Genomic DNA, 25,247 nt, shown 5'->3' with positions numbered 1-25,247 from the left:
CAATATTTGAGAGGCAATAACAAAGGTTGAGGATGACTTTGTTATTTTTCAACAATCAGGTTATCCTTTGTACGCCCATTTTTACGCTGGGGCACGGCCACTGACCAGTCAGGGACGTCTGAATTTCGGGTCTTGTATCACTATACAAGGGGCAAGCAACAGATTGCCAACCCTCATAAGGATAAGTTGATAGTTTTTGGACGCACCGCGTCCGGCGCATCCTCCAACCCAACCCAATCTGCGATAGGATTTATTCATGAGTAAGCTGGTTCTTGTTCTTAACTGTGGCAGCTCGTCCCTGAAGTTTGCTGTCATTGACGCAACCACCGGTGATGACCTGCTGTCCGGCCTGGCCGAATGCTTCAACCTCGACGACGCCCGCATCAAGTGGAAGCTGAACGGCGAGAAAGGCAACGCTGATCTGGGTGCCGGTGCCGCTCACCAGGAAGCGCTGGACTTCATCGTTCACAAGATCCTGCCGCTCAACCCGGAACTGTCCAAGAACCTGATCGCCATCGGCCACCGCGTGGTACACGGCGGCGAGCGTTTCACCTCCTCCGTTCGCATCTGTGATGACGTCATTGCCGGCATCGAAGCCGCCATTCCTTACGCACCGCTGCACAACCCGGCTCACCTGATCGGTATCCGTGCCGCCCTGAAGGTCTTCCCGGAACTGGCCGAGAAGAACGTCGCCGTGTTCGACACCGCCTTCCACCAGACCATGCCGGAAGAAGCCTTCCTGTACGCCCTGCCGTACAAGCTCTACAAAGAGAACGGCATCCGTCGCTACGGCGCCCACGGCACCAGCCACTACTACATCAGCCTGGAAGCGGCCAAGCAGCTGAACAAGCCGGTGGAAGAGCTCAACATCATCAACTGCCACCTGGGCAACGGCGGCTCCGTCTGCGCCATCAAGAACGGCCAGTCCGTCGACACCTCCATGGGCCTGACCCCGCTGGAAGGCCTGGTGATGGGTACCCGTTCCGGTGACATCGATCCGGCTATCATCTTCTTCCTGCACGACAAGCTGGGCATGAGCGTTGCCGAGATCAACACCATGCTGACCAAGGAATCCGGCCTGCAGGGTCTGACCGAAGTCACCTCCGACTGCCGTTTCGTTGAAGACAACTACGACAGCAAGGAAGAAGCCAAGCGCGCCATGGACGTGTACTGCTACCGTCTGGCCAAGTACATCGGTGCCTACGCCGCCGCCATGGACGGTCGTCTGGATGCCGTGGTCTTCACCGGCGGCATCGGCGAGAACTCCGCCCCGATCCGTGAGATCACCCTGAACAAGCTGGGCCTGCTGGGCTTTGACGTCGACCACGACGCCAACCTGAAGGCTCGCTTCGGCAAGGGCGGCGAGATCACCAAGGCTGGTTCCACCAAGGCCCTGGTTATCCCGACCAACGAAGAGTGGGTCATCGCCCACGACGCGCTGGAACTGGTCGGCGCATAAATTAGCTGTAGAGCAAGGCCGCCCCAGGGCGGCCTTTTCCTGATCCCAAAAAATGAACAAGGGGTAATAAGTGGCACGCACTATTATGCTCATCCCGGTCGGCACTGGTGTCGGCGTAACCTCCGTGAGTCTTGGCGTCGTTCGCGCCATGGAACGTCACGGTGTCAATGTCAGCTTCTTCAAACCGGTCGCCCAGCCGCGTCCGGGTGAAACCGGTACCGAGCGCTCCACCGCCGTGATCCGCGCCGCTGCCAACATCAACCCGCCCGAGCCGTTCGCCCTCTCCTACGCCGAGAACATGATCACCTCCAGCAACACCGACATCCTGCTGGAAGAGATCGTGGCCCGCTTCGAAGAGCACGTGAAGACCAGCGGCGCCGAAGTGGTGGTGATCGAGGGCCTGGTTCCGACCGACAAGCAACCCTTTGCCAACAAGCTGAACTACGACGTCGCCAAGGCGCTGGATGCCGACATGGTGTTCGTGACCCATCCGGGCAACGACTCCAGCCAGAAGCTCAAAGAGCGCATCGAGCTGGCCTGCTCCAACTTCGGTGGCGTCAACAACCCGCGCATCGTGGGCTGCGTCATCAACAAGGTGGGTGCCCCGGTTGACGAGCACGGCGTGACCCGTCCCGACCTGACCGAGATGTTCGAAGCGCACCACCACGGCGCCGATACCGGCCACAACCTGGAAGTGCTGCAGGTCTTCGGCAAGAGTCCGCTGCGCATCCTCGGCTGCATTCCCTGGAACACCCAGCTGATCGCACCGCGCGCCAAGGATCTCGCCAAGCACCTGGCCGCCAAGATCATCAACAAGGGTGAGCTGGAAAGCCGCCGCCTGCAGACCGTGACCTTCTGCGCCCGCTCCATCCACAACATGATCGAGCACTTCCGTCCAGGCAGCCTGCTGGTGACTTCCGGCGACCGTTCCGACGTCATCGTCTCCGCCTGCCTGTCCGCCATGAACGGCGTCAAGCTGGGTGCCCTGCTGCTGACCGGCAACTACCACCCGGAACCCCAGGTGATGGCACTGTGCCAACAGGCCATGGCCACCGGTCTGCCGATCATGATCACCGGCACCAACACCTGGCAGACCGCCGTCAGCCTGCAGAACTTCAACGTCGACATCCCGGAAGATGACCGCGAGCGTATCGAGCTGGTGCAGGACTACGTTGCTGGTCACATCGACAAGCACTGGATCGAGTCTCTCTCCGCCAAGTCCACCCGCTCCCGTCGCCTGAGCCCGCCGGCCTTCCGCTATCAGCTGACCGAGCTGGCCCGTCAGGCCAACAAGCGCGTCGTGCTGCCGGAAGGGGAAGAGCCGCGCACCATCAAGGCTGCCGCTATCTGTGCCGAGCGTGGCATCGCCCGCCCGGTCCTGCTGGGCAACCCGGAAGAGATCCGTCGTGTTGCCGAACAGCAGGGCGTGGTACTGACCGACCGCGTCGAGATCATCGATCCCGTTGCCGTGCGCGAGCGCTATGTGGCTCGTCTGGTCGAGCTGCGCAAGAACAAGGGTATGACCGAAGTGGTTGCCCGCGAGCAGCTGGAAGACAACGTGGTACTGGGTACCATGATGCTGGAGCGCAATGAAGTTGACGGCCTGGTATCCGGCGCAGTGCACACTACTGCCAACACCATCCGTCCGCCGATGCAGATCATCAAGACCGCTCCGGGCTCTTCCCTGATCTCCTCCATCTTCTTCATGCTGCTGCCGGACCAGGTACTGGTCTACGGTGACTGCGCCATCAACCCGGATCCCACTGCCGAGCAGCTGGCCGAGATCGCCATCCAGTCCGCCGACTCCGCCGCCGCCTTCGGTATCGAGCCGCGCGTGGCCATGATCTCCTACTCCACCGGCACCTCCGGCGCCGGCGCGGACGTGGAGAAGGTGCGTGAAGCGACCGAGCTGGCCAAGGCCAAGCGTCCCGACCTCATCATCGACGGCCCGCTTCAGTACGATGCGGCCATCATGGAGAACGTCGCCAAGTCCAAGGCACCGAACTCCCCGGTTGCCGGCAAGGCCACCGTGTTCGTGTTCCCGGATCTCAACACCGGCAACACCACCTACAAGGCGGTACAGCGCTCCGCCGAGCTGGTCTCCATCGGCCCCATGCTGCAAGGCATGCGCAAGCCGGTCAACGACCTCTCCCGTGGCGCCCTGGTGGACGACATCGTCTACACCATCGCCCTGACCGGCATCCAGGCAGCCCAGGCTGAGTAATCGACCCGCAGTCCGATACAATGAAAAACCCGCCGAGAGGCGGGTTTTTTTATGGCTCGCGCCCAGAAATGTTGATCCGCAAGATCAGGTCGGGATCCCGTCCGGATCTACAGACAGATCCGCGTTCCGCCCTTGGCAAGGCACGAGGGATAAGCAAACGCTCACACCCTCGCCAGGGGATTGCACAAATGCGATCCAGCCAGGATCAAATTGAAATATCCCTTTAAGATCATGTGACTAACGCCAGACACACCGCTAATCTACAGAGTTTTCCACAGCTTTTGTGGATAGTTTACCGATCATTTGAAAGAAAATGACAGGTGAAGCCCCTCCCTTCCCCCTTCTCTTTCACCCCCTCGATAACCTCCTGATGCTGTGGCCATCATCCCCACCGGCCCCCCCACTTGCCCGCAACGCTGCCAGACACGAAAAAGGGCTCCGAAGAGCCCTTGAACAGCAATTTTCTCATCCGGCCACATCAGGGACGCAGGGATTTGTCCGCCCGGGAGATGCCACAGACACCGGAGCGCACCACTTCGATGATCTCGTTGGTCTGGGCAGCCGTCTTGATGAAGGCGTCCAGCTTTTCGCTGGTCCCGACGAGCTGCACCGTGTAGAGCTCGGGGGTGACGTCGACGATCTGGCCACGGAAGATGTCCGCCAGCCGCTTCAGTTCGTCACGGGCACCACCGGCGGCGCGCGCCTTGACCAGCGCGATCTCCCGCTCGATGTGCTCACCCTCGCTCAGGTCACACACCTTGAGCACGTCCACCAGCTTGTGCAGCTGCTTCTGGATCTGCTCCAGCACCCGCTCATCCCCCATGGTGACGATGGTCATGCGGGACAGGGTGGGATCCTCGGTGGGGGCCACCGTCAGGGTCTCGATGTTGTAGCCGCGCTGGGAGAAGAGGCCCACCACACGGCTCAGGGCGCCGGATTCGTTCTCCAGCAGTACTGAAATGATGTGTCTCATCAGGTTCTCTCCGTCTTGCTCAGCCACATCTCGTCCATGGCACCAAATTTGATCTGCATCGGATAGACGTGCTCGTCCGGATCGACCGAGATGTCCATGAACACCAGTCTGTCCTTCATGGCAAAGGCCTTCTCCATGGCGCTCTCCAGCTCCGCCGGATCGCTCACCGCGATGCCGACGTGGCCATAGGCTTCCGCCAGCTTGACGAAGTCAGGCAGGGATTCCATGTAGGAGTGGCTGTGACGGCCGCCGTAGAACATCTTCTGCCACTGCTTGACCATCCCCAGCGCACGGTTGTTGATGGAGATGATCTTGATGGGCACCCCGTACTGCATGCAGGTGGAGAGCTCCTGGATGTTCATCTGTACCGAGCCGTCGCCGGTGACGCAGCAGACCACGGCTTCCGGGTTGGCAAACTGGGCCCCCATGGCGGCCGGAATGCCAAAGCCCATGGTGCCGAGACCGCCGGAGTTGATCCACTGGCGCGGTTTGGCAAACGGGTAGTAGAGGGCGGCAAACATCTGGTGCTGGCCGACGTCGGAGGCGACAAACGCCTCCCCTTTGGTCACCTTGTAGAGAGTCTCGATGACCTGCTGCGGCTTGATCAGGGTGGGATGGGTTTCGTAGGCCAGGCAGTTGCGGGAGCGCCACTGGTTGATCTGCTCCCACCAGTCCGCCAGTACCTGCTTGTCGTTGTCAAAGCCGCACTCGCGGATCACTTCCAGCATCTGTTCCAGCACGGTTTCCACCGAGCCGACGATGGGCACATGGGCCTGTACCGTCTTGGAGATGGAGGTGGGGTCGATGTCGATGTGGACTATGGTGGCGTTGGGGCAGAACTTGGCTACGTTGTTGGTCACGCGATCATCGAAGCGGGCACCCACGGCGAAGATGAGATCCGCGTTGTGCATGCTCTTGTTCGCTTCGAAGGTGCCGTGCATGCCGAGCATGCCGATGAACTGCGGATGGGTGCCGGAGAAGGCGCCCAACCCCATGAGCGTGGTAGTCACCGGCAGGTTCAGCAGCTCCGCCAGCTTGGTCACCAGGTGATCCGCATTGGCGTTGATGGCGCCGCCACCCACGTACATGACCGGGCGGCTCGCCTCGGTCAGCAGCTTGGCAGCCCGCTTGATCTGGCCCTTGTGTCCCGCCTTGGTCGGATTGTAGGAGCGCAGGGAAACGGACTCGGGATACTGATAGGGGAACTTCTCTTTCGGATTCTGCACGTCTTTGGGCAGATCCACCACCACGGGCCCCGGGCGGCCACTGGCGGCAATGTAATAGGCCTTCTTGATGGCCTCGGGAATGTCGCTGGCTTTCTTGCACAGGAAGCTGTGCTTCACCACCGGGCGGGAGATGCCGATCATGTCGGTCTCTTGGAACGCATCCTCCCCGATCATGCTGGTCGGCACCTGGCCGGACAGGATCACCAGGGGAATGGAATCCATGTAGGCGGTGGCGATCCCCGTGATGCAGTTGGTGGCGCCGGGACCCGAGGTCACCAGCACAGTGCCCACCTTGCCGGTGGAGCGGGCGTAACCGTCCGCCATGTGCACTGCGGCCTGCTCGTGCCGCACCAAAACATGCTCCATCTTGCCGTTTTCGAAGAGAGCGTCATAGATGTCGAGCACTGAGCCACCAGGGTAGCCGAAAACGTGTTCCACTCCCTGATCTTCCAGCGCTCTAACCACCATCTGGGCGCCTGATAACATCTCCATGATAAAGCCCTCCAGGCTTTGCTCCGTTAAGCGAAAGCTATCGACAGTCCGCTGCTTCCCGGCAGCGCCGATCCGAGTCTTGTTGTTGTCTGCAGGCAGATCAGGCGAGTTCGGAGCCGTCGATAGTAGAAAAATAGGGGTTTTCCATCATTCACCCGAAAAGCGGGTGAAAAACCAACTTAACCCGCCCGTGAACGCTTGTCCACGGCTTTGTCTGGCCATAACAGTCATAAATTTCAAACAGCTATTAACATTCAGTGACTTGGCCACCAGACGGGCAACAAAGAGGGGCCCTGGGGGGAACAACCAGCGGATCATGCTGCCCGCGTCGGTCAGGAACAAAATAAACGGCCCACCCCGAGGGGGTGGGCCGTCAAAAACTGGCTGGTTTCACTGCTCGTCTTCGGGTTCTGCCAGCCAGATCTGCTGATCCGGATCCGTCTCTTCGCAGACCGAAATGCTGACACCCATGTCGAGCAGCTCATGCAGGGTGAGATTGTCTGCCAGAGTCATGGTGTCGCCGTTTTCATTGGTAAAGCGCATGGTGTCCGTCCTCTCCGTGGTGGGATCGACTCAGTTTAGTCAAAGGCGCTGAGTTGGGATAACCAGGGACGCTCCTGGCCGGTACGGCTGGCAAGCTCCCCCAGGCTGTCACACACCTCCTCCGGAAAGAGGGTCCTGCCCCAGAGGCGGCGGGAGAGCGCCCCCACCTCCTCCCCGGCCCCGGCCAACAACCAGTCGGCCAGCTCTCCTGCCACATCGGGATAGCGTACCCTGCCAGGAGAAGGGGCCTCCAGCCAGCTTCGCACCGCATTGGCATCCAGGCTGTCCATCAACTGGGCCAGCCCCATCAGCTCCAGGGTCCTGCCGTTGGTCAACTGCTCGAACTGGCCACCCAGGGGTTTGACCAGCAGCTTCTTGCCCAAGGAGAGCGCCTCGGAGGCAAGCTCGAATCCCGCATTGCTGATGACCCCGCGACAACCGGCCAGCGCCAGCTTGAACCCCTCTCTGGCCTGAGGTTCAAAGCGGATGTTGCGCCACTCGCTGCGCTTGCGCACCTCGGGATGGAAGCAGATGAACGACTGCGGGCTGAAACGCGACAACAGGGCCGCGATCGTCTCTGTCTGCTCGAATGGCAGATAGACCAGGATCTGCTGGTTGTCCGGCACAGGCTCGAGGGGATCGACGATGGGAGGCAGCAGGGGCTGGCCGAAATGGAACCAGTGCAGTCCCAGGGACTGGCGTACCGGCGCAAAATGGCGCATCAGCTGGCGGTTGAAGCCGCTCTCCCCCCAGCGCGGGATCGGCCAGTCGAAGCTCGCCTGATGGCTGATGGTGAGGCTGGGTTTGCCCCAGCGGCGAGCTGCATGGGCACTGAGCGGCTCGAAGTCGCTGATGACCAGATCGTACTCGCGACAATCGAGGGCACGCAGATCTTGCCAGAAACGCAGGGGAGAGAGTCCCTTGAGGGTGCGCCAGCCCGAGATGCGCCCCTGATGGCTGGCGAAAGTGATACCGGGGAAGGTGCGATAATCCCCGAACTCCCCCATCTCGAAGTAGCCGTCGGCGGCGCGCCCGCTGAACAGATAGTCCACCGCCACGCCCCTGCTCTTCAATGCGCGCGCCAGGGTCCGGCTGCGACTGATATGACCGTTGCCGGTCCCCTGAACGCCGAACAGTATCCTCATCCCTGGCTCCAACCCAGCGCCCAGAGGGCGCAACCACCACCAAGCAGCGCCCCGGCCACCAGATCGCTCAGATAATGCACCCCGAGCAGCAGGCGGGACGCTCCCACCAGCGCGGCCCAGACAAACAGCAGCGGTGCCCAGAGCGAGAAACTGGCGGCCAGTACGGTCGCCATCAGAAAGGCGGCCGCGGTGTGGCCCGAGGGCAGGCTGTAACGATCCGACGGGGTGATGAAGACAGGCAGCCCTGCCGGGCGCTGGCGTTTGAGGGCATTCTTGAGCAGCAGGTAGAGCGGCAACTCGAGGGCAAACGCCCAGAGCGCCACCCTGACCGCCTCCTGCCCGGCGCTCCCCTGCCACCAGAGCAGGCAGGCCGCCACGGCATAGAGGGGGCCGTCACCGGTACGGGAGACAAGCCGGCTTATCCTGGCCTGCGGCTGATTGTAGGGGTGGAGCAGGCAGACACGGCACACCCGCAGGTCCCATTGCTGTATCTTGTTCATCACGGCCCTCCCTTGCATCCTGAGTGCAGACTAGGAGGGCGGCATGACACTTCGTTGACGCCCAGATAACAGATTGATGAAAAAAAGGGCCCAGGGGCCCTTTTTCATCCGTCATCCCGAAAAAGTCAGTTCAGGGCACCGCGCAGGCCGTTTTCCATCAGGCGGCAGTTGTGGGCCGCGAGGCGGCTCATGAAGTGCTCGTCCACCGTCAGACCAAACACCTGTTCGTAGAGATCCTTCATCACGAAAGGCTGCCACATCATGCTGAGGAAGGAGATCTTCAGCATCTCGGGGTCCAGGTTGTCCGCCAGCTGGCCGTTGGAGCGCATGGATTCGAGCAGGGCATCGAACTGGGGAAGTTGGCGATCCAGCAGGCGGCTCAGCACAAAATCACGCCCCGGGCTCTTTTCGGTGGACAATGCGCTGGAGATGGCGGAGGTCAGCTCGCTGTTGGGCGCCATCACCTGATAGTAGGTGTTGAGCAGATCGGTCAGGCTGCGGTTGCTGCTCTCGTCGTGCCAGGCTTGCTCGAGGGGCTCGGCCACATCCCCCAGCACCGCCTTGTAGAGGCCTTCCTTGCTGCCGAAGTAGTAGTGGATCATCGCCAGATTGGAGCCTGCCAGCTCGGCAATCTCGCGGGTCGTCACCTTGCTGTAGGGGGTGTTGAGAAAACGTTCGCGTGCGGCGGCAAGCAGCTTGTCACGAATGTCGGAACGTCCGACTGGACGGCCAGGTCTGCGTTTTTCCATGGAATACCTCAGATAATTCAGCAAGGGCTGATAAGTCGATCTGATTGTGCGGGTGATCGAGTACAGCAGGAATGACCAGATAATCAGGCATGAACCGAATATGGGACAAGAGAATTTGCACTCCTTTACAATCCGATTAAATAAACCAGTGGATTGAACCTGTCCATTCCGGTTGACACAGCATAAAAATCTCGTTATTGGTAGTAGCGTTATCGACTGGAAGGATTGAGACATCATGCGTATTGCCGCTCCGCTACTACTGCTCTCCCTAATCGCGACTCCTCGCGCGGGATCCTTGTAGCCGGGCTAAGGCATAGCCGGAATTTACAGAAACCCGTGCACCCCGCACGGGTTTTTTTATGCCATGCAGGATGCACGCAGCGAACTTAGGAAGAGGGAAGTCACATGTCAGATCGGGTCATCATATTCGACACCACCTTGCGTGATGGTGAGCAGGCGCTGTCGGCCAGCTTGACGGTCAAGGAGAAGCTGCAGATCGCCCAGGCGCTGGAGCGGCTCGGTGTCGATATCATGGAAGTGGGTTTCCCCGTCTCCTCCCCCGGCGATTTTCAATCGGTTCAGACCATCGCCCGCCATATCAAGAACAGCCGGGTCTGCGCCCTGGCCCGCGCCCTGCAAAAAGACATCGATGCCGCCGGCGAAGCCTTGAAAGTGGCAGAGGCGTTTCGCATCCATACCTTCATCTCCACCTCCTCCATCCACGTGGAGAGCAAGCTGAAAAAGAGCTTCGAAGACGTGCTGGAGATGGGGGTCGGCGCCATCAAGCACGCCTTGCGCTACACCGATGACGTGGAGTTCTCCTGCGAAGATGCGGGCCGCACCCCGATAGACAACCTGTGCCGCATGGTGGAAGCCGCCATCAAGGCCGGCGCCCGCACCATCAACATTCCTGACACCGTGGGCTACACGGTGCCGACCGAATTCTCCGGCATCATCCACACCCTGTTCAACCGGGTACCCAACATCGACAAGGCCATCATCTCGGTGCACTGCCACGACGATCTGGGCCTCTCGGTGGCCAACTCCATCAGTGCCGTGCAGATGGGGGCCCGCCAGATCGAGTGCACCATCAACGGCATCGGCGAGCGTGCTGGCAACTGCTCTCTGGAAGAGGTCGCGATGATCCTGAAAACCCGCGCCGACCTGCTCGGGGTACACACCAACATTCGCCACAGCGAGATCCACCGCACCAGCACCCTCGTCAGTCAAATCTGCAACATGCCGGTGCAGCCCAACAAGGCCATCGTCGGCGCCAACGCCTTCTCCCACAGCTCAGGCATCCATCAGGACGGCGTGCTCAAGGCGAAGAACACCTATGAAATCATCACCCCCGAGAGCATCGGTCTCACCCAGAACAACCTCAACATGACCTCCCGCTCCGGCCGCCACGTCATCAAGCACCGGATGGAGTCCATGGGCTACGCCGAGAGCAGCTACGACCTCGACGATCTCTACGCCAAGTTCCTCACCCTGGCAGACAAGAAGGGCCAGGTGTTCGACTACGACCTGGAGGCCCTCGCCTTCTTCAGCCAGATCCACGAGGAGCCCGAGCACTTCAAGCTGGAGTACCTCGGCGTGCAGAGCGGCAGCTCGGTGCTCGCCACCGCCTCGGTCAAGCTCAAGGTAGGCCAGGATCTGGTGTGCGAGGCCGCCACCGGCAACGGCCCGGTGGATGCGGTCTACCAGTGCATCAACCGCATCACCGGCTACGAGATCCGCATCGATAAATACGAACTCAAGGGCAAGGGCGAGGGCAAGAAAGCCCTCGGCCAGGTGGACATCGTCGCCGAGTACAAGGGGCGCAAGTTCCACGGCATGGGGCTGGCCACTGACATCATCGAATCCTCGGCCCAGGCCCTGGTCCACGTGATCAACAGCATCTGGCGCGCGGACCAGGTCGCCGAGCAGATGGAGCGCAACCACACCATCAAATCGGAAACCGTCTGAGCCCGCCGCCGGACAAGATGACAACATGACATGGGGAGGACCGGGGCCAGGGCCGTGGCCCGGACCGGCCTCCCGGATGAAACGGAATCACACTATCAAGACGGAGAGAGTATGAGCAGTTATCGGATCGCAGTATTGCCGGGTGACGGCATTGGCCCGGAAGTGATGGCAGAGGCCATCAAGGTACTGGAAAAGGTGCAGACCAAATTCGGCTTCTCCCTCGACTATGACCGTCACGACGTCGGCGGCATCGCCATCGACAACCACGGCACACCGCTGCCCCAGAGCACCATTGCAGGCTGTGAAGCGGCCGATGCGGTGCTGTTCGGATCGGTGGGCGGCCCCAAGTGGGAGCACCTGCCGCCCAACGATCAGCCGGAGCGCGGCGCCTTGCTGCCCCTGCGTGCCCACTTCAAACTGTTCTGCAACCTGCGCCCGGCCCGCATCTACACCGGTCTGGAGCAGTTCTCCCCGCTGCGTGCCGACATCTCCGATCGCGGTTTTGACATCACCTGCGTGCGCGAGCTGACCGGCGGCATCTATTTCGGCCAGCCCAAGGGGCGTGAAGGGGAAGGCGCCACCGAGAAGGCCTTCGACACCGAGGTGTACCACCGCTTCGAGATCGAGCGCATCGCCAAGATAGCGTTTGAATCGGCCCGGGTGCGCAAGGCCAGGGTCACCTCCATCGACAAGGCCAACGTGCTCGCCTCCTCCATCCTGTGGCGCGAGGTGGTGACCGAGGTCGCCAAGTCCTACCCGGACGTGGCCCTGAACCACATGTACATCGACAACGCCACCATGCAGCTCATCAAGGATCCGTCCCAGTTCGACGTGCTGCTCTGCTCCAACCTGTTCGGTGACATCCTCTCCGACGAGTGCGCCATGATCACCGGCTCCATGGGCCTGCTCCCCTCAGCCAGCCTCAACGAATCCGGCTTCGGCCTGTTCGAGCCGGCCGGTGGCTCGGCCCCAGATATCGCCGGCAAGGGGATTGCGAATCCCATCGCCCAGATCCTCTCCGCCGCCCTGATGCTGCGTTACAGTCTCGGCCAGGAAGCCGCCGCCCAGGCCATCGAGCAGGCCGTGGCCCAGACCCTGGCAGAAGGCTATTTCACCGCCGACCTGCATCAGGCCAGCGCCACGCACCCGGTGCAGAGCACGGCCGACATGGGCAGCCAGATCGCCGCGCGCATCTGATCCCACGGCATCGATAACAAGGAAACCGAGCAATGTCCAAGACCCTCTATCAGAAAGTGTTCGACGCCCACGTGGTGCGGGAAGTGGAAGGGGAAACCCCTCTCATCTACATCGACCGTCATCTGGTGCATGAAGTGACCAGCCCCCAGGCATTCGACGGCCTGCGCGCCATGAACCGCCAGCTGCGTCGCCCGGATCTGACCTGGGCCACCATGGATCACAACGTCTCCACCACCACCAAGGACATCGCCGCCTCCGGCGAGATGGCCCGCATCCAGATGGAGACACTCGCCGCCAACTGCAAGGCGTTCGGGGTTCGTCTCTATGACTTGAACCACAAGTACCAGGGCATCGTCCACGTGATGGGCCCCGAGCTCGGCATCACATTGCCCGGCACCACCATCGTCTGCGGTGACTCACACACCGCCACCCACGGTGCCTTCGGGTCGCTCGCATTCGGTATCGGCACCTCCGAAGTGGAACACGTAATGGCCACCCAGACCCTGAAACAGGGCCGCGCCAAGACCATGCGTATCTCTGTCAACGGCAAACTGGCCGCAGGCATCAGCGCCAAAGACGTGGTGCTCGCCATCATCGGCAAGGTGGGTCATGCAGGCGGGACCGGCTACGTGGTGGAGTTCGCCGGTGAAGCCATCGAGGGGCTCACCATGGAAGGGCGCATGACGGTGTGCAACATGGCCATCGAGCTCGGCGCCAAAGCGGGTATGATTGCCCCCGACCAGACCACCATCGACTACATCCGTGGCAAGGAGTTCGCTCCCAAGGGGGAAGCGCTGGAACAGGCCATCGCCTACTGGCTGACCCTCAAAAGCGACGAAGGTGCCCACTTCGACGCCGAAGTGGTGCTCGACGCAGCCGACATCGCCCCGCAAGTGACCTGGGGAACCAACCCGGGCCAGGTGATTGCCGTCAATGAGCCCATCCCTGCACCGGAATCCTTCGCCGATCCGGTGGAGCAGCAGTCCGCCCGCAAGGCCCTCGCCTACATGGACCTGCAACCGGGCCAGAAGCTCTCCGACGTGGCCATCGACAAGGTGTTCATCGGTTCGTGCACCAACAGCCGCATCGAGGATCTGCGCGCGGCCGCCGCCATCGCCCGTGGCCGCAAGGTCGCCGCCGGGGTACAGGCCCTGGTGGTGCCGGGCTCCGAGCAGGTGAAGGCCCAGGCCGAGGCCGAGGGGCTGGACAAGATCTTCATCGAGGCAGGCTTTGAGTGGCGTTTGCCCGGCTGCTCCATGTGTCTGGCCATGAACAACGACCGGCTGCAACCGGGGGAGCGCTGCGCCTCCACCAGCAACCGCAACTTCGAGGGGCGTCAGGGCCGTGCCGGTCGCACCCACCTGGTGAGCCCGGCCATGGCCGCCGCCGCCGCCGTCACCGGCCGCTTCGCCGACATTCGCGCACTGTAAGAGGAAACAGCGATGACAGGATTCAAACAGCATAAAGGGATCGTCGTTCCCCTCGACAGCGCCAACGTCGACACCGACGCCATCATTCCCAAGCAGTTCCTGCAGAAGGTGAACCGCATCGGCTTTGGCAAGCACCTGTTCCACGACTGGCGCTTCCTGGACGATGCAGGCCAGCAGCCGAACCCGGCGTTCGTACTGAACCAGCCCCGCTACGCGGGGGCCAGCATCCTGTTGGCGCGGGAGAACTTCGGCTGCGGCTCGAGTCGCGAGCACGCCCCCTGGGCGCTGGCGGACTACGGCTTCAAGACCCTGATCGCTCCGAGCTTTGCCGACATCTTCTACGGCAACGCCATCAACAACGGCATGGTGCCGGTTCGTCTGAAAGAGGAGGAGGTCGACGCTCTGTTCCAGCTGGTCGCCGCCCAGCCGGGTATCGAGATCGAAGTGGATCTGGAGGCCAACCAGGTGCGTGCAGGCAGCCTCACGTTCGGCTTCGAAATCGACGAGTTCCGTCGCTACTGTCTGCTCAACGGGCTGGATGCCATCGGTCTGACCCTGCAGCACGAGGCCGCCATCAGCGCCTTCGAGGCGAAGCAGCCAAGCTGGATTTGACGAGCCTGTGACAAGAAAGCGAGTAGAATCAACAGGGAGCCAAGGCTCCCTGTTTTATTGTCGGGTCGCTGTACAAAGCCCGCCACCTCTGCATGTCCGACAGGAGACACCCATGTCCGCAAGGGGCGCCCTTTCATTGCTCTGCCTGCTGCTCAGCCTCCCGGCCCTGGGCGGGCAGACCTCTTTCACCAACAGTGGCGGTCAGCTCAACGTCGGCTGGCAGGACAGGGAGGGCAAGGCGCAGCAGCTCAGCTACCGGCTGGAGGCGGGCAAGCTGCCCCCTCTCATCGCTTACCGTCCGGCCAGGATGCAGGAAGACGTACTGCAAAGCCTGCTGCAACAGGCCCCCCTGGCGTTCCCCGAGGTGCAGTTCTCCCTCGTTCGCCCCGCCATGAGCCTCAGCATCAAGAGCCGCAACGCCGACAAGGCGCGGGAAGCCTCCCAATGGGTCAAGCCCGAGCAGGCCAAACTGGAGGCTGCCTGGCTCACGCAGCACTACTTCCAGCCCTTCACTGCCCCCGACGGCGCTCCCGCCATCAAGCAGGATCATGTGCGCATCGCCCTGGAGAGCCGGGACGAACTGGCCCCGTTGATGGAGCAGCTCAAGCAGGAAGGGGCCACCGAGACCGAGGCGCGCCAGAAGACGGTGGCCCACATGCTCGACTTCATCCAGGCCATCCCCTATCAACTGCTCGACAGCCAGTCGGGCCGCTCTGGCAAGGGGTTTCTGAGCCCGCGCCAGGTGCTGGAGCAGAACCGGGGGGATTGCGACAGCAAGGTGACCCTGATGGCCGCCCTGCTGGCCCAGGGGTATCCCGATCTCAAGCAGGCCATGGTGTTCGTGCCGGGACACGCCCTGCTGGGGGTGGCCTTGCCAGCCAAACCGGGGGAAGCCACCTTGAGCCGGGCGGGGGAGACCTACCTCCTGATGGAGCCGACCGGCCCGGCCCAGCTGCCCATGGGCCAGCTCGCGCCCACCAGCAAAACGCTGGTCGACAGCGGCCAGTTGAGCGTACAGCCGGTGCAGGATGAGGGGAAATGAGACAGGCCAGCCCATGGCTGGCCTGTCTCGAGGAGGACGGGCGCCCGGGTCTCAGGTGAGGGAGAGAAACTCCAGCGCCAGCAGGAGACCGTCTTCTTCCTCCAGCACCCGCACGATGCGAGCCTGGGCCTCGAAGGGAGGCAGAAGATTGCTGCTGGTCGCCAGGCTCACCCGGATGGGCTGGGCCAGATCGAACGCGTGCTTGTTCACCTCGACGCCCATGCCGTTGGCGCTGAGATCCCGGCAGACCCCCTCCAGCACCTGCTGATGCTGGAACAGGGTGACGGGGGCATTGATGACCATGCGCTGGAAGGCACGTCTTTCCTTGGTGCTGGTGATCACTGGGGACTTCCTCCTTGGTGGTGGCTCGCACGATGCGGCCCGTGAAACATAGTGCTGGCCTCCCCCCAGGAACGCCAATACAATGCGATGCGTTGCTCAAACGGGGTGCGGTTTACCGCTGAGATTATACCCGTGAACCTGATCCAGATAATGCTGGCGGAGGAATTTGAGGCATGGCGCGCGTTTTTTGTGCCCTCATCCGCCGGCGCTCACCACACGCGAGGTGCCATTGATGAGCACCCCGATACCCACAGGAGTGCCATTGATGAAGACCCTGCTGCTGATCGCCACCAGCCTGCTCTCTGCCCAGGCGTTTGCCGCCGACACCCTCACCGTCTACACCTACGGCTCCTTCGCCGCCGAATGGGGGCCGGGTCCCAAGATCAAGCAGGCCTTCGAGAAGGAGTGCGGCTGCACCCTCAATCTGGTACCCCTCGAGGATGGCGTCGCCATCCTCAACCGGCTGCGGCTGGAAGGCCAGCACAGCAAGGCCGACATGGTGCTGGGGCTGGACGATGCCCTCATCAGCGAGGCCAAGCAGAGCGGCCTGTTCGCCCCCCATTCCACCAGGCTCGATGGCCTCAAGGTGCCGGGTGGCTGGCAGGACGACACCTTTGTCCCCTATGACTACGGCTACTTCGCCTTCGTCTATGACAGCAACAAGCTCAAGCAGCCCCCCAAGAGCCTGAAGGAGCTGGTGGCGCGCCCCGATATCAAGGTGATCTATCAGGATCCCCGCACCTCCACCCCGGGTCAGGGCCTGATGCTCTGGATGAAGTCGGTCTACGGGGATGAGGCACAGACCGCCTGGGCGCAACTGGCCAAAAAGACGGTCACCGTCACCAAGGGGTGGTCAGAGGCCTACGGCATGTTCCTCGACGGCGAGGCGGACATGGTGCTCTCCTACACCACCTCCCCCGCCTATCACCTGATTGCCGAGAGCAAACCCCAGTACCGGGCAGCCGCGTTCGAGGAGGGTCACTACCGCCAGGTGGAAGTAGCAGCCAAGCTCAAGGGCGCCACACAGGGCAAACTGGCTGACCAGTTCCTGCAATTCATGGTGAGCCCCGCCTTCCAGAACGAGATCCCCGGCGGCAACTGGATGTATCCGGTGACAGACGTGGCGCTGCCCAAGGGGTTCGAACAGATGATCACCGTAGCGAAGCCACTCACCTTCAGCTCTGACGAGGTAGCCGCCAACCGCAAGGGGTGGATCCGCGAATGGCTGCAAGCCGTCACCCAGTGAGTTCAGGTCGTCGCGCCCTCTGGTGGCTGCCCGGCAGTGCAGCCACCCTGGTCATCCTGCTGCTCTCCATTGGGCCGCTGGTCGCCCTGTTGTGGCAGGCGGGGGCCCTCTCCCCCCGCGCCCTGCTAGGCGATCCCTACCTGCGCCACGTGCTGGGTTTCAGCCTCTGGCAGGCACTGCTCTCCACCCTGCTGAGCCTGGGGCTTGCCATCCCGGTGGCCAGAGCCCTGGCGCGACGCCGTTTCACCGGACGCCGCCTGCTGCTCAAGCTCTTCGGCCTCTCCCTGGTGTTGCCGGTCATCATCGCCATCTTCGGCATGGTGGCGGTGCACGGTCGCCAGGGCTGGCTGCCGCAACTGCTGCACGGCCTGGGCCTGGATCCCGGCAACTACCTCTATGGCCTGTTCGGCATCCTGCTGGCCCATGTCTTCTTCAACATGCCGCTGGCCGCCCGCCTCATCCTGCAGAGCATAGAGAGCATCCCCGAGTCCTCCTGGCGCCTCGCCAGCCAGCTCGGCATGCGCTCCTCCCACATCTTCCGGCTGCTGGAGTGGCCGCTCATCCGCGGCATCTTGCCGGGGCTCGCCAGCCTCATCTTCATGCTCTGCTTCACCAGCTTCACCACAGTGCTGGCGCTCGGGGGCGGCCCCAAGTCCACCACACTGGAGGTGGCCGTCTACCAGGCGCTGCGCTTTGACTTCGATCTCGCCACCGCTGGCGGGCTCGCCTTGGTGCAACTGCTGCTGACCCTGGCCCTGCTCCTGCTGCAACACAAGCTGCAGACCACCCCGGCCAGTCGCCTCACCAGCCGTCGCCCCTGCCTGCGTCCCGACAGGCACCAGAAGGGCAGCGCTCTGGTAGATGGCCTTGCCCTGACCATGGGGCTCGCCATCTTCCTGCCGCCCCTGCTGGCCATCGTGGTCGCCGGGTTCAACCCCGGTCTGCTGGCGGCGCTCGGCTCACCCCGGCTGTGGCAGGCAGGGGGGCAGTCCCTGGGCATAGCCCTGGCGGCGGGCTCCCTGGCCACTTTGCTCGGCGCCGGGCTGCTGCTCACCAGCCGCCACCTGAGGGTGCGGGATCGCAAACGGCGGGCCGCCGCCCTGTGGGAGGCCAGCGGTTCCATGATCCTGATGATCCCGGCGGTGGTGCTCTCCACCGGCCTCTTCATCCTGTTCATGCCCTTCACCGACGTCTTTGCCCTGGGCCCCTGGCTGGTGGTGCTGGTCAACGCCCTGATGGCGCTGCCCTATGTGCTGCGCACCCTCTCGGCCCCCATGCAACTGGTGGTGCGCCAGTACGATCGGCTGGCGGACAGCCTGGGGGTGCGCGGCCTGCATCGCCTGCGCCTGGTGGAGTGGCCCCTGCTGCGCCGCCCGCTGGCCCTGGCCATGGCTCTCTCGATGATATTGTCCCTTGGGGATCTCGGGGCCATCGCCATGTTCGGCAGCCAGACCCTCACCACCCTGCCCTGGCTGCTCTATCAGCAGCTCGGTAGCTACCGGCTGACCGAGGCGGCCGCCACCGCCCTGCTGCTGCTCACCCTCTGCTTCTCCCTATTCTGGCTGGTGGAGCGGGGACTGGGAGGCAGGCATGTGGATCACTGATCCCCGGCGGCATTGCCGCCTCCCAGCCCCCAGGATCCGGCCGGGCACGTCCCTGGGGCGCCCCTTGGAGCAGTCACTCACGCTGCCTTTCATCAATTTTTCTTACTTGTTGTTCTATAAAACGACACTCAGGAGCCAAACATGCTGGTAATTGAGGAACTGGTCACCAGTTATCCCGACTGGCAGGTGACCTTCAGTGCGACCTTGCCCAAGGGGGAGATCACCGCCCTCATCGGTCCGAGCGGCGCCGGCAAGTCCACCCTGCTCGGCATGATCGCGGGCTTCGTGCCGGTGGAGTCGGGCACCCTCACCTTCGACGGCCAGGATCTGCTGTCACTGGGCCCCGCCGAGCGCCCGGTCACCACCCTGTTCCAGGATCACAACCTCTTCCTGCACCTGTCGGTGTTCGACAACATCGCCATCGGCCTGCATCCCGGCCTGCGCTTGAATCCGGCCCAGAAAAGGCAGGTGCAGGAGGCCGCTGACAAGGTGGGCCTGGGGGAGATGCTGACGCGCCTGCCGGAGCAGCTCTCCGGCGGCCAGCAGCAGCGGGTGGGGCTGGCCCGCGCCCTGGTGCGGGGCAGGCCGCTGCTGCTGCTGGACGAGCCCTTCTCGGCCCTCGATCCGGCCCTGCGGCGGGAGATGCTGGCGGAGGTCGCCCGCCTCGCCTGCGAGCAGGGCATCACCGTGCTGATGGTCTCTCACAACCCCGAGGATGCCCAGCTCATCGCCGATCAGGTGCTCTTCATCGACGCGGGACGCATCGCCTTGCAGGGCAAGCCGGATATCCTGCACAGCAGCGATCACCCCGGGCTGCTGCGCTACCTGGGCCGCGCTCTGGCGCCACAGTGAAGGGCTGACAAGCAGATGGTCTCTCCCTGTCGTTCCTAGGACGATGCCCTTCATCGACGCGGGGCGCATCGCCTTGCAGGGCAAGCCGGATATCCTGCACAGCAGCGATCACCCCGGGCTGCTGCGCTACCTGGGCCGACTGAGAGAGGCATGAGATAGGCGGGATCAAAAAAGGGGAAGCCGTCCGGCTTCCCCTTTCTCATGCAGAGATCCCGTCAAATCAGAGATTTTCCTCGGCGAACGAAGCCAGCCTGCTGCGCACCACCCCGTTCAGGAAGATGTTGGCACTGCCGTCGAAGTCCTTGAACCGCTCGACGATGTAGGTCAGACCCGAGGTCACCGGGCTCAGGTAGTTGGAGTCTATTTGAGCCAGGTTGCCGGAGCAGACGATCTTGGTCCCCTCCCCGCAGCGGGTGATGATGGTCTTGATCTGGGACGCGGTCAGGTTCTGGCACTCGTCCAGCAGCACGAAGGTGTTCTGGATGCTGCGCCCGCGCATGAAGTTGACCGATTTGAACTGGATATTGGCCTTCTCCATGATGTAGCTGAGCGACCCGCTCATGTTCTCGTCCTGCTTGTGCAGCACCTCCAGGGTGTCGGTCACCGCCGCCAGCCAGGGCATCATCTTCTCTTCTTCGGTCCCGGGCAGGAAGCCGATGCTCTCGGCAATTTCCGGGGTATTGCGGGTGACGATCACCTTCTCGTAGATCCCCTTCTCGATCACCAGCTCCAGCGCCGCCGCCATGGCAAGCAGGGTCTTGCCGCAGCCCGCCGGGCCGGTCAGGATCACCAGGTCGATGTGCGGATCCAGCAAGGCATCCAGCGCCATGCCCTGATAGACGTTCTTGGGATGCACCCCCCAGGCCTTGCGGGACATCAGCCGCTCGCGGCCGAGATCTTTCAGGCGGATCTTGTTGCCGTCGTGGCTCAGTACCCGCGCGGCAAAGAAGTTCTCCTCGTCCAGCAGGTACTGGTTGACGTGGACTCCCTCCAGCAGGTTGGCATCGATAACGTGGACCGTATCGCGGCCATGGGTTTCGCTGTCGCACTCGCCGACCCGCTCCCAGAAGCTGCCGGGCACCACCTGGAAGCCCTTGGCGAGCAGGCGGATGTCGTCGATGAGCTGGTCGCTGCGGTAATCCTCCACATGGGCAAGACCTGCTCCCTTGGCCTTGAGGCGCATGTTGATGTCTTTGGTGACCAGCACCACCTGACGCTTCATCTCGTGCTTTTGCAGGTAGAGGGCGGCGTTGATGATGCGGTTGTCCGCCTCCTTGTCGGTGAACACCTCGGCATCCTGGGGCAGATGGTGATCGCTGAAGATGGAGATACGGCCGCTCGCCTCGCCGGCCAGCGCCACTCCTTGCACTATCTGCTCCGGAGTCGCATCGCGGAAGACATCTTCCAGGGCACGGATGGCGATGCGGGCATCACGGCTGACGTCCTTCTGGCGATCCTTGATGTTGTCGAGCTCTTCGAGCACCGTCATGGGGATGAGCACGTCGTGCTCTTTGAAGGAGTAGATGGCGAGGGGTTCGTGAAGCAGAACGTTGGTATCCAGGATAAACAGCTTTCGGTCCGTGTTGTCCATAAGCATCCTCCTTGGCACTGAAGGTGCCACGTGTGTGAATCTCAGATGTCATTGAAACCACACGGCCGTGACAGTTTTATTACCCCCAACGCTACGCCCGAATTTACCGGTGCGCAACAAATCGCTGCCATCATGGGCGTCGTTCGAACATAAAATCAGCAACGAAAAGGCCGGCATGTCGCCGGCCTTTGGTGGCAATCAGCACCTCAACCGCACTTGGAATCCCCGCAGTTGAGACAGGTCATGCAGCCATCCTTTTGCACCAGCGCCTTGGTGTGGCACTTGTAGCAGAGCGCGGCACTGGGTGGGAAACCGCTGCCCGCCGGCTGCTCTTCTGCCTGTTGCTGTGCCTGCAATTGCGCCTGCTTCTCGGCCAGGAACGCCTGCTGGTGCTCGTCCAGCCCGGGCACCTTGAGCATGCCGATCTCGGTGAGATGGGTTTCGATCACGTTGCCAATTTCAGCGATGAGCGAGGGCACGTACTTGCCCTTGTTCCAGTACCCCCCCTTGGGATCGAACACGGAGCGCAACTCCTCCACCAGAAAGGTGACGTCCCCTCCCTTGCGAAACACCGCCGAGATGATGCGGGTCAGCGCCACTATCCACTGATAGTGCTCCAGGCTCTTGGAGTTGATGAAGATCTCGAACGGGCGCCGGGTCTCGTGCACCGTACCCTCGTTAAGAATGATGTCGTTGATGGTGATGAACAGCGAGTGCTCGGAGACGTGCTCCGGCGTCTTCAGCTTGTAGGTGGTGCCCATCAACCGTTCCGGGCGCAGCACGGTTTCATGCATGTGCACCACGTCATCCTGGGGCGTCGGCGCATCTTGCGGCTCATCCCGGGTTTTTACCTTGTAGGCGACGATTTTTCTGTCGATCTTCTTGACCATGTCTCGTCCTCAGAACTTGCCGTAATAGCCTTCTTTCAAGGCGTCATAGAGGTTGGCGGCGGTGTGCAGCTCGCCATCGTATTCGATCTCCTCGTTCCCCTTCGCCGTGATGACGGTGCCATCTTCCAGGGTAAACTCGTAACTGGTGTTCTCCAGATCCTTCTCCTTCACCAGCACGCCCTGGAAGGCGGCCGGGTTGAAGCGGAAGGTGGTACAGCCCTTGAGGCCGGAGTCCGAGGCATAGAGGTAGATATCCTTGAACTGCTCGAACGGAAAATCGGTCGGCACGTTGGCGGTCTTGGAGATGGAGGAGTCAATCCAGCGCTGGGCCGCCGCCTGGATATCCACGTGCCCGGTCGGCGTGATGTCGTCCGCGGTGATGAAGTAATCCGGCAGGCGGCTACCCTCCTCCTGGGCATAGGGCATGGCGGCCGGATTGACCAGCTCGCGATAGGCCAGCAGCTCGAAGGAGTAGACATCCACGCTCTCCTTGCTCTTCTTGCCCGGCTTGATGACATTGCGGCTGTAGTGGTGGGCAAAGCTCGGCTCGATGCCGTTACTGGCGTTGTTGGCGAGCGACAGGGAGATGGTACCGGTCGGCGCTATGCTGCTGTGATGGGTGAAGCGTCCACCCACCTCAGCCAGCTCGGCCACCAGAGCGGGATCCACCTCGGCCACCTGCTGCATGTAGCGGCTGTAGCGGGCATGCAACACCTTGCCCTTCACCTTGTCGCCGAGCTTGATGCCATCTGCCGCCATTTCGGGGCGCAGACGCAGCATCTTGCCGGTGACTTCGAACTCCTGCTCCATGATGGGGGCCGGCCCCTTCTCCTTCGCCAGACGCAGAGACTCCTGCCAGCCGGTCATCGCCAGTTCCTGGGAGACCTGTTCGGTGAAGGCGACGGAGGCCGCAGAGCCGTACTTGATGCGCAGCATGGTGAGGGTCGAGCCCAGCCCCAGGAAGCCCATGCCGTGGCGACGCTTGGCGGTGATCTCCTCGCGCTGCTTGGCCAGCGGCAGCTGGTTTATCTCCACCACGTTGTCGAGCATACGGGTGAAGATGGCCACCACCTTGCGAAACGCGGGCCAGTCGAAGGCGGCCTGCTCGGTGAAGGGATCGCGCACGAAGGTGGTCAGGTTGACCGAGCCCAGCAGACAGGCCCCATAGGGCGGCAGAGGCTGTTCACCGCAGGGGTTGGTGGCACGGATCTCTTCGCAGAACCAGTTGTTGTTCATCTGGTTCACCTTGTCGATCAGGATGAAACCGGGCTCCGCATAGTCGTAGGTAGAGGTCATGATGACGTTCCACAGCTTGCGCGCGGGCAGGGTCTTGTAGACCTTGCAGGCCACCTGGCCCAGCTCGTTGATCACCACACCCTCCTTGTTGGGCCAGTCCGCCCAGACCACCCTCGCAGGGTCATCCAGCGCGATGCCATCCTGCTCCACCTCCTTGGCGGTGTAGGGGAAGATCAGTTGCCAGGGTGCATCCTCTTTCACCGCACTGACGAACTCTTCGGTGATGAGCAGGGAGAGGTTGAATTGACGCAGGCGACCATCCTCCCGCTTGGCCTGGATGAACTCGACGACATCGGGGTGACGGATATCCATGGTGCCCATCTGGGCGCCACGACGGCCACCGGCAGAGGAGACGGTAAAGCACATCTTGTCGTAGATATCCATGAAGGAGAGCGGCCCGGAGGTATAGGCCCCCGCTCCCGAAACGAAGGCTCCGCGCGGTCGCAGGGTTGAAAAATCATAGCCGATGCCACAACCCGCCTTCAGGGTCAGCCCCGCCTCGTGCACCTTGCCGAGGATATCGTCCATCGAATCCTCAATGGTGCCGGAGACGGTGCAGTTGATGGTGGAGGTCGCCGGCTTGTGCTCAAACGCCCCGGCGTTGGAGGTGATACGGCCCGCCGGAATAGCACCATTGCGCAGGGCCCACAGGAAGGGTTCATACCAGGTGTCGGGGTCGCGCTCCTGCGCAGCCAACGCGCGAGCGACACGCTGGTAGGTCTCGTCGATGGAGCCGTCGATGGGGGCGCCATCCTTGCTCTTGAGACGATACTTGCTGTCCCAGATCTCGAGAGACGTCTCCTGCAGAGGGATCTGGCGGCTGGCGGTGACGCCCTCCAGTACCGGAATGGATTTAGCCATGGTCAATCAACCTCCTGTGAATGGGGCAATATCGTGACAAGAATACTACCAGTAGTAAATTTAAGAACTGAAAACACAATATGTTGTGATTCATCCGTCGTGAGGGCGCCGATTCTATCCTAAAAAAATGCCCCGGCCAGCAGATTTCTGGGCCAGGGCATTTAACCGGTTCAATTTCCGAGAGATTTAAAGCGAGAGACTATCTCAGGGTTTCTTGACGTATACGCTCGGTGTCTCACCCGCCATATTCAGATAGAACTCATAGACGCCATCCGCCTCGGGCGAGAACTTCATGTCCTCATACTTGGAGCACGGATTGACCGGTACAGGCTCCCCGCCGAGCACGGCAACGCCATCGCTCGGGCTCTTGTAACCGAAGTTGGTGCCACAACTCCAGCCGGAGTCGGCAAACTTGAACTTGTAAGGAGCCCACTCTTTCTTGAGCGTCCCCTTGGCCATGTAGAGCTTGTCGGCAACCTTGACGACCTTGCTTTCGTCGGTGGCCATCCAGTCGTTCATCTCACCACGCAGGTAGATGGACTTGCCGCCGAAGTCACTGTTGTCCGCCGCCGCCTGCTCTGCAGCACCATTGGATGCGCAACCGCCTAATACCAGGGTTCCCGCCGCCAGCATCATCGTTACTGTTCTTTTGAACATGTGTCCATTCCTCAAATTATTGTGATTCCTTGGTCCATCGATGTGGACCCGGGAATTAAACCAGAGCAGGCATGACAAGAAAGGTAGAAGCATCACATTCTGTGCTTTTTATATCCAGAACGCAGGCTTTCGAATAGATGTTGAGCAGAGACAAGCCACAAACAAGTCGATATTGGCTGGGATGATGAATGCGAGTATCAGAAAACACGGCGGGAGACCGCACCATAGTGCCCGTTTGCCCTCCAGTGAGGGCTGAATTTCAGGCAATAAAAAACCCCGCTCGAGTGAGCGGGGTTTCTTGTATTGGGTGCCTGGCAGTGTCCTACTCTCGCATGGCGAATGCCACAC

General features: G+C 61.8%; 21 protein-coding genes, 1 pseudogene and 1 riboswitch. Of the genes and pseudogenes, 11 read left to right on the top strand and 11 right to left on the bottom strand.

Translation table 11 applies throughout. The annotated features are described in order from the left end of the window. The first annotated feature begins 256 nt into the window (after positions 1 to 256). Together AB5Y70_RS14710 and pta are read left to right on the top strand one after the other, a co-directional pair. The gene (locus tag AB5Y70_RS14710) at positions 257 to 1,459 is read left to right on the top strand and encodes an acetate kinase (protein ID WP_010673162.1); all 1,203 of its coding nucleotides are present in this window, start codon (positions 257 to 259) and stop codon (positions 1,457 to 1,459) included. A 70-nt stretch (positions 1,460 to 1,529) separates the two neighbouring features. Next, positions 1,530 to 3,683, top strand: coding sequence for a phosphate acetyltransferase (gene pta / locus AB5Y70_RS14705; protein ID WP_010673161.1), 2,154 nt, complete (start codon positions 1,530 to 1,532; stop codon positions 3,681 to 3,683). 478 nt (positions 3,684 to 4,161) lie between these two features. Here the strand turns inward: pta and ilvN are convergent, their stop codons facing one another. From ilvN to AB5Y70_RS14675, 6 genes are all read right to left on the bottom strand, one after another. After that, a complete protein-coding gene (gene ilvN, locus AB5Y70_RS14700; RefSeq protein ID WP_010673160.1) occupies positions 4,162 to 4,656 on the bottom strand; it encodes an acetolactate synthase small subunit in 495 nt (164 codons plus the stop codon). Next, on the bottom strand, positions 4,656 to 6,374 hold the full coding sequence (locus AB5Y70_RS14695; protein WP_052816547.1) for an acetolactate synthase 3 large subunit: 1,719 nt from the start codon (positions 6,372 to 6,374) through the stop codon (positions 4,656 to 4,658). The genes ilvN and AB5Y70_RS14695 overlap by 1 nt, the downstream gene beginning before the upstream one ends. Positions 6,375 to 6,764: 390 nt before the next feature. Then, positions 6,765 to 6,917: a hypothetical protein gene (locus AB5Y70_RS14690; protein WP_010673158.1), complete on the bottom strand. Its 153-nt coding sequence runs from the start codon at positions 6,915 to 6,917 to the stop codon at positions 6,765 to 6,767. A 35-nt stretch (positions 6,918 to 6,952) separates the two neighbouring features. Continuing rightward, positions 6,953 to 8,062, bottom strand: coding sequence for an MJ1255/VC2487 family glycosyltransferase (locus AB5Y70_RS14685; RefSeq protein ID WP_043156168.1), 1,110 nt, complete (start codon positions 8,060 to 8,062; stop codon positions 6,953 to 6,955). After that, a complete protein-coding gene (locus AB5Y70_RS14680) occupies positions 8,059 to 8,562 on the bottom strand; it encodes a phosphatase PAP2 family protein (RefSeq protein ID WP_043156166.1) in 504 nt (167 codons plus the stop codon). Before AB5Y70_RS14680 ends, AB5Y70_RS14685 begins: the two co-directional genes overlap by 4 nt. 125 nt (positions 8,563 to 8,687) lie before the next feature. Next, positions 8,688 to 9,311 carry a TetR/AcrR family transcriptional regulator gene (locus AB5Y70_RS14675; RefSeq protein WP_010673155.1) on the bottom strand — a complete coding sequence of 208 codons (624 nt, stop codon included), beginning with the start codon at positions 9,309 to 9,311 and terminating at the stop codon, positions 8,688 to 8,690. Positions 9,312 to 9,716: 405 nt separating this feature from the next. Between AB5Y70_RS14675 and leuA the strand changes: the two genes are divergently transcribed. From leuA to AB5Y70_RS14650, 5 genes are all read left to right on the top strand, one after another. Beyond that, on the top strand, positions 9,717 to 11,279 hold the full coding sequence (gene leuA, locus AB5Y70_RS14670) for a 2-isopropylmalate synthase (protein WP_279988795.1): 1,563 nt from the start codon (positions 9,717 to 9,719) through the stop codon (positions 11,277 to 11,279). Between the two features lie 111 nt (positions 11,280 to 11,390). After that, complete coding sequence (gene leuB / locus AB5Y70_RS14665) at positions 11,391 to 12,476, top strand: 3-isopropylmalate dehydrogenase (protein ID WP_368176072.1); 1,086 nt, start codon at positions 11,391 to 11,393, stop codon at positions 12,474 to 12,476. Between the two features lie 32 nt (positions 12,477 to 12,508). Further along, on the top strand, positions 12,509 to 13,906 hold the full coding sequence (gene leuC, locus AB5Y70_RS14660; protein WP_104454709.1) for a 3-isopropylmalate dehydratase large subunit: 1,398 nt from the start codon (positions 12,509 to 12,511) through the stop codon (positions 13,904 to 13,906). A gap of 12 nt (positions 13,907 to 13,918) precedes the next feature. Next, a complete protein-coding gene (gene leuD / locus AB5Y70_RS14655) occupies positions 13,919 to 14,518 on the top strand; it encodes a 3-isopropylmalate dehydratase small subunit (protein WP_109111918.1) in 600 nt (199 codons plus the stop codon). A gap of 112 nt (positions 14,519 to 14,630) precedes the next feature. Next, positions 14,631 to 15,560: a hypothetical protein gene (locus AB5Y70_RS14650; RefSeq protein ID WP_042016676.1), complete on the top strand. Its 930-nt coding sequence runs from the start codon at positions 14,631 to 14,633 to the stop codon at positions 15,558 to 15,560. 51 nt (positions 15,561 to 15,611) lie between these two features. Here AB5Y70_RS14650 and AB5Y70_RS14645 read toward each other — a convergent pair whose 3' ends face one another. Beyond that, positions 15,612 to 15,902: a PilZ domain-containing protein gene (locus AB5Y70_RS14645; protein ID WP_039041182.1), complete on the bottom strand. Its 291-nt coding sequence runs from the start codon at positions 15,900 to 15,902 to the stop codon at positions 15,612 to 15,614. 91 nt (positions 15,903 to 15,993) lie between these two features. Next, positions 15,994 to 16,084, top strand: a riboswitch (TPP riboswitch). An 83-nt stretch (positions 16,085 to 16,167) separates the two neighbouring features. Between AB5Y70_RS14645 and thiB the strand changes: the two genes are divergently transcribed. The 4 genes and pseudogenes from thiB to AB5Y70_RS14625 all read left to right on the top strand — a co-directional run. Further along, positions 16,168 to 17,148, top strand: coding sequence for a thiamine ABC transporter substrate binding subunit (gene thiB, locus AB5Y70_RS14640; RefSeq protein ID WP_279988793.1), 981 nt, complete (start codon positions 16,168 to 16,170; stop codon positions 17,146 to 17,148). Continuing rightward, positions 17,124 to 18,752 (top strand): thiamine/thiamine pyrophosphate ABC transporter permease, encoded by a 1,629-nt coding sequence (gene thiP / locus AB5Y70_RS14635; protein ID WP_279988792.1) that lies wholly within the window; start codon positions 17,124 to 17,126, stop codon positions 18,750 to 18,752. The genes thiB and thiP overlap by 25 nt, the downstream gene beginning before the upstream one ends. 141 nt (positions 18,753 to 18,893) lie before the next feature. Further along, positions 18,894 to 19,604: a thiamine ABC transporter ATP-binding protein gene (gene thiQ, locus AB5Y70_RS14630; protein ID WP_049637131.1), complete on the top strand. Its 711-nt coding sequence runs from the start codon at positions 18,894 to 18,896 to the stop codon at positions 19,602 to 19,604. 43 nt (positions 19,605 to 19,647) lie between these two features. Next, positions 19,648 to 19,758: pseudogene (locus tag AB5Y70_RS14625) on the top strand (thiamine ABC transporter ATP-binding protein); the annotation flags it as partial. Positions 19,759 to 19,824: 66 nt separating this feature from the next. Here the strand turns inward: AB5Y70_RS14625 and AB5Y70_RS14620 are convergent. The 4 genes from AB5Y70_RS14620 to AB5Y70_RS14605 all read right to left on the bottom strand — a co-directional run bounded on the left by AB5Y70_RS14620 (position 19,825) and on the right by AB5Y70_RS14605 (position 24,899). After that, a complete protein-coding gene (locus tag AB5Y70_RS14620) occupies positions 19,825 to 21,195 on the bottom strand; it encodes a PhoH family protein (protein ID WP_010673145.1) in 1,371 nt (456 codons plus the stop codon). A 206-nt stretch (positions 21,196 to 21,401) separates the two neighbouring features. After that, positions 21,402 to 22,085, bottom strand: a complete 684-nt coding sequence (locus tag AB5Y70_RS14615; protein ID WP_010673144.1) for a hypothetical protein — start codon at positions 22,083 to 22,085, stop codon at positions 21,402 to 21,404. Positions 22,086 to 22,094: 9 nt separating this feature from the next. Beyond that, positions 22,095 to 24,242 carry an adenosylcobalamin-dependent ribonucleoside-diphosphate reductase gene (locus tag AB5Y70_RS14610; RefSeq protein WP_279988788.1) on the bottom strand — a complete coding sequence of 716 codons (2,148 nt, stop codon included), beginning with the start codon at positions 24,240 to 24,242 and terminating at the stop codon, positions 22,095 to 22,097. A gap of 204 nt (positions 24,243 to 24,446) precedes the next feature. Continuing rightward, entirely contained in the window at positions 24,447 to 24,899 is a 453-nt protein-coding gene (locus tag AB5Y70_RS14605; protein ID WP_279988786.1) for a pullulanase, read from the bottom strand. Positions 24,900 to 25,247: the final 348 nt, after the last annotated feature.

This window comes from Aeromonas sp. s1(2024) (assembly GCF_040908005.1).
GTDB lineage: Bacteria > Pseudomonadota > Gammaproteobacteria > Enterobacterales > Aeromonadaceae > Aeromonas > Aeromonas caviae.
This window is presented reverse-complemented; position numbering and strand designations above follow the sequence as displayed.